This window comes from Nostoc sp. FACHB-110, assembly GCF_014697425.1.
Classification (GTDB): domain Bacteria; phylum Cyanobacteriota; class Cyanobacteriia; order Cyanobacteriales; family Nostocaceae; genus Nostoc_B.
On the sequence record NZ_JACJRU010000004.1, the window covers coordinates 248676 to 260795 of the forward strand.

Here is a 12120-nt window from a genome sequence, read left to right on the forward strand (position 1 = left end):
TCAAGCTACAGACAGCAAAAAATGTATAATTATATCACCTGAGTTATAGTATATCTGATTTAATCTTTCAAATTTCTCAACAATATTTGACAGCCACATAAAAATGGATTGGGGTTTTCGATGCGATCATCTGCTATGACCTCAATCGGCAATTGACTGTGATAAATTAATTTGTCGTAATCCATTAAAGCATCCCATTTAATTTTGCCAGTAGGAAAACCTAATTCTAAAGCTGCATCAGCAATTAATTCTTGCCACTTTTGAATTTCTGGGTCACGGGATTTGCAATAATCTAAAATGGCGATTAATGCACCAGGTTTAGTTACACGTAATATTTCTTGAAGGGCGCGGACAGGATCAGCAACAACGCAAAGAGTAAAGCCGGAGGCTGCTGCATCAAAACTGTTATCAGAAAAATCAAGGTTTAACAAATCTGTAACTTTAAAAGAGATATCTGCGGGGACAGATTTTTTCCGGGCTTCATCTAACATATTATGTGAAAGATCCGCCCCTACTACACTTACTCCTTTAGGATAGGCTGGTAGATTTAGCCCAGTTCCTACAGCTGCATCAAGCACGGTTTGTCCTGGTTGCAATTGCAAAGTATCAATCAGCGGTTGGCGCTCTATGTGCCAATAACGTTGCACTATTTGTTCATAATCTACTGCTCCGCGATCGTAAGCTTCAATTATTTGAGTGACTTGCATAATTTTCTCAATCCAATACTAATCGGTTTTTATAGCATTTTTTGTGCAGGTAAGCGCAAAAATATTGAATTTGCATAATAAATTCAACAATAAATATTGTTCTGTGGGAGATAAAACCCACCATAATGATGCAAATTAAATGTGCAACATCCGAGTTAAATTTTGGATTAAGAATTGCTATACAAAAGGTAAAAAACTAATAATCTTTTCCTTCTAACGAATACCTAAAAGATAACTAATTGCTTGAATCACACTCAAATAGAAATTACCTTCTCTTTCTCGAAATAGTTGAAACGGAGAACCAGGTAAACCAAAGAATGGTCGAAGTGTCCAACCAAGTTGACTACCAACAAAAGCGTAAAGAAATAACCAGGATTGTAAGATTCTTTTGCGAGTTTTGCTGCCTTCAGTATCTTGCTCTAATACTGAATTCATGGCTTGATACAAAGCTGAAATCCCAATGAATCCAGTGATAGCAAAAATAACCACATTTAATAATATTATAAACTGGTAATTGTTGGTAGTGAGTAAGAAAAATAAAGTAATGGGTGCAAAACTAAATAAAAGCACACTTGTGACGGCAATTGCTGTTAGGACTAATGCAAAATGCTGCGCAAAGGTGCGCTTAGAACCAAAAATAATATTCGAGAAAAACAGCGTTGGCAAGCAAATAAGCAAGGTAATTAAATAAAGTGCTGGTAGTTTGATTGCCGAGGAAACAGCCTGCATCCAACTATGAGATGCGCCAATAATCCCTCCATAAATAGCAATAAAAATTGAGCTACACACCAATAAGGAAATAATCTTGTTTGGCAATCTAATTCCTTGACGGACTTCTTCTAAAAATCCCTGGCGATCGCGTAATAAACTGATCAATACGGCAAAGTATTTAATCCCTACAGATTTTCGCTCAATCATATTTACCCTCACACAGAGATTAATTGCAAAATCCTTCTATACCTTCCCTAGAGAATGATAGTCGGAACTATGGGGAGTTCAGAAGCCACTTAATCCATTTTTCTAACATTGGATTCAGATAAAACAAGGCAGTATAAACACTTAAGTTCCTGACTTGTGTTGTAAGCAGCCATTACTATTACTATTCAAAGTATTAATTGTTGCATTGGCTACCTGGGGAATTAAGGTGACTTCGCCTTGTTGATTAAATACCCAGCCAGCAGCAGGTACAATCTCAAGTGTCTGAGGTGCGGATGGAAGCTGAGGGAATCTTTGATTTGAGCTATGTGTTTGGCTAGAAATACTATTAAGGCGTGTATCTGACCAGATAATCTCGCTACTGAGTGGCTCATCTGGGCTGGGAGGTAAACCGCCACGTCCAGTCACGGCTATTTCACTGCGTTGATCATCATTAATATTAGAACAGGCTTTGGCGATTGCTTGTGAAGCATCAAAAACTTCTTCAGGTAAAGCTACTATACCTTTACTAGGTTGCACATCGGGCGTATTGATTTGAACTGTGCCGTTAATGCCTATTTCTGAAGCAGCTGTAATGTCATTTTGTGGCGTGAGGCGATCGCGTGGTGCAATATTAAATAAACCATCAGTCGTAATCTTAATATTTCCACCCCGCCCTCTAAAAGCATTAGCAGTGATATCGCTATTGGAACCAGGAGTAGCGACAATTAATTTTGAGTCAATATCAATATTGCCACCCGCCACATCTGCACCTACCCTTGCTGTGTCTGCATTGGTAGTTATTTGACTATTACCTTGCAGTAACAATAAATCTAAATTTTGCAGCGCGATATTGCCACCTTTACCGGATGTAGTTTCAGCAGTGATTTTTCCTTGGTTAGCTAAACGCACAGAACGAGCTTGGATGTTCAGATTACCTGCATTGCCTGAACCTAAACTTTCAACGGTGATTATTGCATTGTCTCGTACTGTTAAATTGTCTGTAAAAATATTTAAGGAACCTGCATTACCACTACCACGCGATCTAGCAAATAAACCACTTGACGATTGACTATTTATGCCTATACCACTCAGTTCTACAGAATCACTGGCACGTACTGTTAAAGTACCTCCATTTCCTTGACTTTGATTTCCAGTACCTGCGGTTACTAATCCATTTTGAACAATTAACCGTCCTGTATTGATACTTATAGAACCAGCATTACCTGTACCTAGCGTTTGAGTAAACAAGCCAGTAGGCAAAGACATTCCACTGACTTTGACAAAATCTGAGGCATTCACTGTCAGATTTCCCCCACTATTTTGCCCACTCTCACTAGTACCAAAAGTACTGGTAGTGATAGTTGCTCCCTCTTCAACAATTAATTTACTTGTATCAATAGTTAAGTTACCAGCCGCACCTTGAGCCAAAGCCAAAGTTTCGGCGCGTAAACTACTAGAGATACCATCTAAATCAGTTCCTGAGACTCGCACAAAATCAGAAGTATTAATTGTGATGTTTCCTCCATTTCCTTCACCCAGGGTAAAAGTTTCGATACGGGAACCACCTTCAACAGTCAAACCTTCTGCTGTTATAGAAATTCCTCTGTCTGTTTTAGCTGCTGTGCTTGCAGTCAATCTCGACCCACTAGTAAGACTGACCTGCCTACCTTGCACTTGAATTTGACCGCTACTATTATTACTTGTTAAATCGCTAACACTAACATCGGCAATGGACATATCTTTAAGTGAGATATCAGCCAGGGGTATGTGATTAGGAAAACTTAAAGCTTGGTTGTTGCTATTGAGATTGAAGTCTATATTTGCCTCTTGCTTTACGCCCCCTAGAGCAATTTGACCGCTTTCAGCAATTAATATTGTTCCTTGATCTAAAGTTACATTGCCACCTACTAAAGCTAAAGTTTTTCCTAAGGGTATCTCTATAAATGAACCTTGAAATAAGATATCTCCCGCTGTTGTCGCCCCAAATTGCAAACCAATTGGTGTACTTACTGTTAGTAATGGTAATGATTGCGGTGCTGTGGCACTAAAAAGAGTCCCATCAGCCAACTTAATTGCGCTGGCTGTGCTACCTAGAAAAGAGCTACCTATATTTAGCTCTGCATTTGGCCCAAATACAATTCCATGAGGATTAATTAGTAATAAATTAGCAGCCGCAACAGAATTACTATTACCTACCTGACGAGTTCCTAGAATACCCAGAATTTGAGAAGCATTATTTCCTGTGACTCTGGCAACTATATTCTGAATATTATCTGGACTAATAAAAAAAACGCTTTGTCCATCACTAACGTTAAATTCTTGAAAACTATGAAACAGATTATTATTTCGTTGCGCCCCACCTGTTATGTTTTGGACAGAATTAACAACCGGGCTGATCAGCGAATTTTCGCTGCCTAAAGTGCCATCAGGGATAATAGTACTTTGAGCATAAACACTTTTAAAACCAATTACGCTCAACCCCAATATTAAAGTATTCACTAATCCTAATTGCCAAGCATAATTTATCCGCTTTGGAGACATTTTAAAACTTTGCATCTTTATTAAAAATCAGAATTTGCTGCTATGATTAAAGTCAATTTAAATTTAAAATTTAGTAACAAATAAGGGTTATCTCTTGATAAGATAACCTATTATTTATCGTCAATATTAAATTTTGCAATTGGCTATTTTGACTGTTCCTGTATTTGATTTTCTGGTGATTCTTTTGTCTTCTGTAAAGTCTGATTAGCTTGAGTTTTGTTTAATTTTAATAATTGTAGTTTGTTGCCAATTACATCATTAACAAAATCAGGATTAAGTTCAACTGGCAAAGGAGTATTAGGAGGATTTGTACAGTTTTGCGGAAATTTTAAACAGTATCGCTCATAGTTAGTCATATTAAAAGATTGTTGCTGAAAGTTTTTTGCATCATCCGCAGCTACAGCATACTCGCTATTAAAAGCAATCATACCCCCAATAATTAAAGTAATTACTAAGGTAAACCTCCATATTGTGGTAATTAGTTTACGAATCATTTTTTTATCCTTCCTTGCAATATAATTAAGATTCTTTACAACTAACTAAACAGAGTGTTATTAGCTAGTTGCTTTGATCTTAAATCTAACACAGTAGTTTTCAGTACAATTCCAGAAATTAGTGTTGTTAATTTTAAAATTTATTCAAAATTAACATACGCACTATCCTCTCACCGCAATAGTCGCAAACCATTAAGGGTAACTAATACTGTAGAGCCTTCATGCCCAATTACACCTATAGGTAGATTAATATTTCCTAAAAAATTACCGAGCATGAGCAGTAGTATTGAGGTTAAGGCTAAGGTAATATTTTGTTTGACTAGAGTTTGCGATCGCTTGCCCAATTCTATCGCTACGACAATTTTTTCTAATCTGTCTGTCATCAAAACAATGTCTGCTGTTTCTAAGGCGACATCGCTACCTGCAATACCCATCGCAACTCCGACGGAGGCTTGGGCTAAAGCTGGTGCATCGTTAATACCATCTCCTACCATCGCTACTGTTTGATATTGTTGTTGCAAACTGCGGATAATTTCTAGCTTATCTTCGGGTAAAAGTTGGGCATAAACTCTATCAATACCAATGGCTTGGGCGACACTTTCGGCGGTGCGTTGATTATCACCGCTAATCATCACGATTTGCTCTACTCCTAATTGACGCAGGCGGCTAATGGTGGCTTTAGCTTCTGGGCGAATCATATCTGCAATTGCGATCGCACCTAATATTGTCTCGTCTTGTGCCACCCAAACAACCGTGTTACCTTCATTTTCTAAAGAAATTGTCAACTCTTGTAATTTTCGCGGTAGTTGGTTGACATCTTTTTGGATGAACGCAGCATTACCCAAGGTTACTTTTTGGTGATTCACCATTCCCACAATACCTTGCCCTGGTATGGCTTGAACATCAACACCACGTACCCAATCTAAATTCTCAGCTGCTTGCACAATTGCTTTGGCGATGGGATGTTCGGAAGATGCTTCTAAGGCTGCGGCTGCTTTGAGTACATCTACTTGTGTAAATCCATCAGCACAGATTATTTGAGATACTTGTACTTGTCCTGTAGTCAGAGTACCAGTTTTATCAAAGGCGAACGCCCGAATTTTGCCGATTTTTTCTAACTGCGCCCCATTTTTAAACAAAATCCCCTGTCTTGCACCGTTAGCAATTCCCGACAATAAGGTGGGCATAATTGCCGCCATCAATGCACAAGGAGAAGCCACCACCAAAAAAGTCAACGCCCGATAAATAGTTGTTTCCCAGTCCCAACCCCAAATAAATGGTGGCAGAATTGCCAGTAATATCCCACCAACAACAATTACCTTGGCATAGCTACGTTCAAATCTGGCGATAAATTCCTGAGAAGGTGGGGCTGACTCTTGTGCTTGTTCTACTAAGCGAATCACCCGTTGAATCACACTACTGCTTGCTGGTTTGTGTAGCTTCAGCCTCAATGCACCATAACCATTGAGTGTACCTGCAAACACTTCCTCACCTACTGTCTTTTCTACAGGTAAAGACTCCCCAGTAATTGCTGCTTGATTGATGGTGCTGAAACCTGAGACAATCAGTGCATCAGTAGGAATTAGCTCTCCAGGTTTAACAATAATTTCATCATTGATTTTTAGCTGACTCACAGGAAGCGTCTTTTCTTGTCCTTGATACCAAACTCTAGCTGTATCAGGTGTCAAACTCATCAAACTGCGGATACTACTTTCAGTTCTCCGCATCGCGTAACCTTCTAGTGCGCCGCTAGTGGCAAAGATGAGAATTAAAACTGCTCCATCAATAATTAAATGATATTCTCTGCGCCATAAACCCAGACTAGCAGCACCAATCGCCGCCACAATCATTAACAAATCAACGTCTAGTTCCTTGTCTTTAATTAATGTAGTTAGCCCTTCACGCGCACTGTCGTAACCACCAATCACATAAGCAGCACTTAACAATAGCATTGACCAACCCAACCAACCTATGTGCAAGGCAAACCATCCGCCAAATAACAATAGTCCACAAACTACAGCGGCAAAGATATCTGTGTGTTCTTTGGTGAATTTGGTTAAATGCTGAGAGTAAAGCATGAGAATAGAATCAGTTACAACTATTCTCACGCTAAACCTTGACATTAATGTTAATGTCAATAGGAATTACGCAGACTCTACGATTTCTTGGCGTTCCATCTCCAATTCGCAATTACCAATTCGCGGCGGACGCTCCTGCGTCGCTACCGCTTGCGCTAACGCAATTATTACCCTATGCCTGTTCGCGCAGCGTCTCCCCTTGGGAGAAGGCAGGGACTTGAACATTGATCAGTATTTCTTATTTTTCCTCAATCAATTGAGGGGCTTGTAACCCTGAATGAATCAATTTCCGATTTTGTTCGCAATTGCGAATTGCGAACTGCGAATTGTTTTGGTCATCCTATGCGCGTCTACGAAAAATTAGACTTTTTGACGATTTTTGCCTCAGTCTTGATTTACACGCCACTAGTAGTCGAATACGCAAATTGATGATGTGTCATAGCTCCCCAACTTTTGAAAAAAGTCGGCTATCTGAACACCTGCGACCTTTCAAAATCAATCGGCTGGAGTGTTAGCTGTTGTGATTCACCTTAAATGTAAGACTGAATCATGAAATTGATAAATTTACCCAAAAAAATCAAAGATTTATACATTTATCACAATTTTTTCACTAGCTAAACCACAGCTAAAGACACAAAAGCTGAACAGACGCTACATTTTGCTGCACCACTCTTAGATTCGAGGACTTGCTACAGCTATAAAAAACTTTATGAATAGTTTATGAACATCACAAGAGAAGCTACTAACGTCATAAATATTTGTGATAACCTTCTGCGAGGAAAATTACTTACGTAGTAATTTTTCACTCAAAATCTTACTTAAGTATATTTAAGCGATTAAGTGCGTCTGACTGTTGCCGTACAAGCAGCAAAATATACAATCAGTCCATTATTATAGTTAATTTCATAATGGAACCAGCAAAACAACCGTCAAATTTAAAACAAAAGGCTCTTGTAGGAGTATTTTGGTCTGCGATAGAAAGTTGGGGAAGACAACTGCTCTCACTTGCTGTTTTCTTCATACTTGCGCGGCTGTTAGGGCCAGAAACTTTTGGTTTAGTGGCCTTAGCCAGTGTATTTTTAGCTTTTTTACAAGTTTTTCTCGATCAAGGATTCACCCAAGCTATAGTTCAACGGCAAAATCTCGAACCTGAGCATTTAGATACTGCTTTTTGGACTAACTTAGGAATCAGCTTCATATTGACAATATTATGTTTTAGTAGCGCAGATTTAGTAGGCCACTTCTTCAAAGAGCCACAGATAATACCAATTCTCAAATGTTTATCTATTAACTTTATCATCACTGCCTTTAATAGCGTTCAAAATGCGCTCTTTGAGCGGAAATTAGCATTTAAAACACTGGCTAAACGTTCACTATTAGCAGTAACTACTGGGGGCATAGTTGGTGTGACTATGGCCTTTATGGGTTTTGGTGTTTGGAGTTTAGTTGGGCAACAATTATTTAATAGTTTGGCAGGAGTCTTAGTTATATGGTGGGCTAGTGATTGGCGACCAAAGTTCAGGTTTTCTCCTAAGCATTTCAAAGAACTTTTTGCTTTTGGCGTAAATGTTGTTGGGATGAATATAGCTTATTTTATTAGCCGTCGCTCAGACGACTTTTTAATTGGTTACTTTTTAGGTTCTTCAGCACTAGGGTATTATAGTGTTGGTTATAGAGTGTTTTCCATTTTAACAGAATTACTAACTAGCGTTCTATCAAAAGTTACTCTGCCAACTTTTGCCAGACTGCAACAAGACCCAGAAAGATTAAGAAATGCACTTTATCAAGCTATTCAGTTATCAAGTTTAATTACATTTCCAGGTTTTTTAATCACATCAGTGTTAGCTCCTGAACTAATTCAGGTAGTGTTCGGTGAAAAATGGCTACCAAGTGTACCAATCATGCAAATTTTGAATCTTTCTGGTATTGCTTACGCTTATTTTTATTTCAATGGTTCTGTACTGATGGCTATTGGAAGACCTTCAGCGAAACTAGCCATAGATTTAATACAAGCAATGAGTAATATTATTGGATTTGCGATCGCAGTAAAATGGGGAATAGTAGCTGTCGCTGCAGCTTTTGTGATTAGACTTTATTTAATGGCGCCTGTGATTATTTGGATTGTTTGGAAATACATCAGAATTAATCTCTTAACTTATTTGCGTCAAGGTGCTACTTCTTTAGCTGCCACTTTAGCTATGGTAGTAGCTATATTATCTATCAAATATTTTCTCAGTTCGTCATTGAGTACGATTGGAATTTTATCCATTTCTTTAATAGTGGGAATTTCTGTATATGTGTTATCAATAGTTTTGATTGCACCAAAACTACTCAGGCAAATCGTAAGCATTGTTCGTCCAATACAACAAACTTAGTATTAATTAATAAAAATGACCGACGATTGGATGCGTCGGTCATCTTAAGTTAAATTCACTCTTGTTGTTCGTTAACTGTTCACAACATTTTCAATTGTTCTTAGTGATGTTGATTGACTGTCATCTGTCATTACATCTTGAAAAATTTCATTCCCAGAATTTTGATAGCGTTGGATACATAAAGCAAGTTCTTGTTTGATTAAATCAGTATTAGCTGCCATCTTGCTTAACCTATCTAATATATTCTCGCTACTAGATATATCTATAACTTGCGGCATTAATCCTGCATCTGAATATATCCCAATAATTTTATCGTGTTTAGCTTTATCTACTACTGCTACTGGGATGGAACCACAAATAGTGCCAAACATAAGTACGTGTAACCTATTACTAAAAATCATGTATGCTTGGGAATATAAGTCATACATTTTCTGAGAGTTAATTCTTTCATTAATAAAGATTACTGGATATTTTTCCTTATATCTATCGCTAATTTCTTGACAAAACTCAAAATCTAAATCCACTTGATAAGAAATCAAGAGTTTTTTCTGCCATTGTATACATACAATATCAACAATTTCATCTAGAACTGAAAAAAGATGATTGCGATATGTATTGGATTTATCAAGTGGATGAGTAGATTCTCTAAAACTGAAGATTACATATTCGTCATTGCTTTTAATTAAGCTGCTACTAGTATTTGGAATTTTCAATAACCAAGCTAAATCAGGAAAAATTTTAACTTTGTTAATACCTATTTTTTGAGCATAATTTTCTGATTTTGTATCTCTGACTGAATAAAAATACATAAACTCAGATTGCAACTTTTCCGCAAATTCATCTATTTTAGAGAATGGGCCAATTGAGACTCCAAATCTGCATATACGAAAATTAAAAGTTTTCAATAAAGCCAAGATAATTAAATCTTTTATTTTCTGAACTAAATAGATGAAATACTCTAAAACATTACTGATACTCTTACTAAATCTATGCCCTGGTGTTAAAACATAATAGATATTATTCTGTTGCCACTGCAATAAATTTTTTATAGCATAATTTAACATTACGGAGATAAACTTTTTGCCGTGTTTGCTAGCTCTTTCACTTTCTTGTATTTCTAATTCTTGGCAAAACCATTGTGGTAAATTTCTATCATTAATCACTAACTTTCCATAGTTTCTTAAGTTTTTTAATAAAACTTTAATAATGATTAAATCACCTAGATTTTCGTATTGGGTTTCTGGGCTAACAAAAATAATAGTTTTTTTGGGTTCGTTAATCATGAGCTAAAATACCTTTTGGGTTGCTGAAATTTTTTTCAAGTACTGTATTACTTAGGACTTGATGCTAAATTATTTTTTAGAAGTAAAATAATTTAGACTATCTTAAAACTGCGTTTAATTTTTTATCATAAACATTTGACATTTTTTATTAGCATTTACTGTGGCATTTTTCAATAAAAAAGAATACCACAAGTTTTTTCATAAAAAATAACTTTTTACGGAATCTTTTGCATTTACATAATATTTACTGAGTCCTTGAGATGCAGCTTAAAATTACTCATTACAGGTGTTTTGAGACTTTGGTTAATATCTTACAGGTATAAGTTTATATTAAGATTAAATAAAATTTTTATTTTCTATTTCTTTAAATAACTTTTGCACTGTATAATCGCATTTTTAAAATGTAATCAAAGTTACACTTTTGTAAAAACAGGAACTAATAATACCAATTTTTTATAAAGCTGCATAGAATTCGATCCCCCCTAGCCCCCCCTTAAAAAAGCTACGGTGTACACACAAGTCTTGAAATCCTACCTAACGTTTGGTTTCGTCTTCTAGCTTTCGGTTTTGCGATGGCGTAACCGCCCGCCGGAGGCACTCGCTCTGGAAACCTGTCCGCAGCGAGGAGGAACGACGTTCGCGCAGCGTGTCGTAGACAAGCAATCGTAAAAACTACAGGATTATGCGATTACTTCACTCCGCTCGTAATGATAGTTCAAGAGGTCTATAACGCCTGAAACCCTTGCCGCTTCAACTTGTGTGTACACCGTAGCATGTCAAGTTGCTAGGATATGCTTTAGTCATTCGCTCACGAGGTGCTGATTCTTATACAAATTTCAGCTTAAGCCTTGTGAGTTTTCTGACAATAGCCCCCCACTGTTAAAACATCCTCTCAAAAATAGTGCGATCGCTGTAGGCATAAATTATGATTAGTTTATGGATTTGTGAAACCTCTTCTCAGTGAAATGAAAGAAGAAATCAGAAATCTAACTAATTATCATTGGCTAAATATCATTTAATTTATTAGGGGTTTATGGAACCCGGATTTGGTATAATTTCCACTCTTGAATTATCGAAGGTAAAGAGATTAAATCATCAATGATAGCATCTACCTCAACAGGCTCACCCCAATAATTATCACGTTTCCAAATAGCCTTCATCCCAATATTTTTCGCCCCTAAAATGTCAACCGTGGGATGATCACCTACAAATACGCTTTGCTCGGCTGTAGTTCCTAATTTTTTCAAAGCCCTATAGAATATTTCTGCATCAGGTTTTCTCACACCCTCAATCTCAGAAATTAATATAGCTTGGAAATAATCTTGAATTCCTAATCCTTGAATTGAACGGGACTGGAATATCCCTAGCCCGTTCGTAATAATGCCTAAAAAATATCCTTCTGTTTTGAGTTTATCTAGGGTTGGCAACAAATTAGGAAAAGGAACGCAAGCATGAATAAATTGAGTTTCATAATCTTGAAGTAAATCTTGCCAAGTTATGTTCTTAATAGAAAATTCTGAGACAAGGCTCTGATAAACTTTATCTTTCCAGACGTAACCGTGACAATCTAATTCAATAAATCTAGCTATATAACTATCTTTTTGAATATTATTTAATTTTTGATAAAATCGCTCATATTGATGAGATATAAAATATTTTATTGAAGCTTCTCTATCAAGTAGAGTTCCATCTAAATCAAAAAGTATTGCTTTAATCATTTATGA

9 protein-coding genes are annotated in these 12120 nt (G+C 36.8%); 2 read left to right on the forward strand and 7 right to left on the reverse strand.

Annotation, left to right across the window (positions count from 1 at the left end; all coding sequences use genetic code 11):
• Nucleotides 1-59 precede the first annotated feature (59 nt).
• From H6G69_RS06845 to H6G69_RS06865, 5 genes are all read right to left on the reverse strand, one after another.
• Entirely contained in the window at nucleotides 60-707 is a 648-nt protein-coding gene (locus H6G69_RS06845) for a class I SAM-dependent methyltransferase (RefSeq protein WP_190683605.1), read from the reverse strand.
• Between the two features lie 213 nt (nucleotides 708-920).
• Nucleotides 921-1625: an actin-binding WH2 domain-containing protein gene (locus H6G69_RS06850; protein ID WP_190683608.1), complete on the reverse strand. Its 705-nt coding sequence runs from the start codon at nucleotides 1623-1625 to the stop codon at nucleotides 921-923.
• Nucleotides 1626-1766: 141 nt separating this feature from the next.
• On the reverse strand, nucleotides 1767-4166 hold the full coding sequence (locus H6G69_RS06855; RefSeq protein ID WP_190683611.1) for a filamentous hemagglutinin N-terminal domain-containing protein: 2400 nt from the start codon (nucleotides 4164-4166) through the stop codon (nucleotides 1767-1769).
• A 143-nt stretch (nucleotides 4167-4309) separates the two neighbouring features.
• Nucleotides 4310-4660, reverse strand: a complete 351-nt coding sequence (locus H6G69_RS06860) for a hypothetical protein (RefSeq protein ID WP_190683614.1) — start codon at nucleotides 4658-4660, stop codon at nucleotides 4310-4312.
• 170 nt (nucleotides 4661-4830) lie between these two features.
• Nucleotides 4831-6738, reverse strand: coding sequence for a heavy metal translocating P-type ATPase (locus H6G69_RS06865; protein ID WP_190683615.1), 1908 nt, complete (start codon nucleotides 6736-6738; stop codon nucleotides 4831-4833).
• Between H6G69_RS06865 and H6G69_RS06870 the strand changes: the two genes are divergently transcribed.
• Together H6G69_RS06870 and H6G69_RS06875 are read left to right on the forward strand one after the other, a co-directional pair.
• The gene (locus tag H6G69_RS06870; protein WP_190683618.1) at nucleotides 6737-7009 is read left to right on the forward strand and encodes a hypothetical protein; all 273 of its coding nucleotides are present in this window, start codon (nucleotides 6737-6739) and stop codon (nucleotides 7007-7009) included. The genes H6G69_RS06865 and H6G69_RS06870 overlap by 2 nt on opposite strands.
• Nucleotides 7010-7646: 637 nt before the next feature.
• The gene (locus H6G69_RS06875) at nucleotides 7647-9113 is read left to right on the forward strand and encodes a lipopolysaccharide biosynthesis protein (RefSeq protein WP_190683621.1); all 1467 of its coding nucleotides are present in this window, start codon (nucleotides 7647-7649) and stop codon (nucleotides 9111-9113) included.
• 71 nt (nucleotides 9114-9184) lie between these two features.
• Here H6G69_RS06875 and H6G69_RS06880 read toward each other — a convergent pair whose 3' ends face one another.
• A complete protein-coding gene (locus tag H6G69_RS06880) occupies nucleotides 9185-10396 on the reverse strand; it encodes a polysaccharide pyruvyl transferase family protein (protein ID WP_190683624.1) in 1212 nt (403 codons plus the stop codon).
• A 1031-nt stretch (nucleotides 10397-11427) separates the two neighbouring features.
• On the reverse strand, nucleotides 11428-12114 hold the full coding sequence (locus H6G69_RS06885; RefSeq protein ID WP_190683627.1) for an HAD family hydrolase: 687 nt from the start codon (nucleotides 12112-12114) through the stop codon (nucleotides 11428-11430).
• Between the last annotated feature and the right edge of the window lie 6 nt (nucleotides 12115-12120).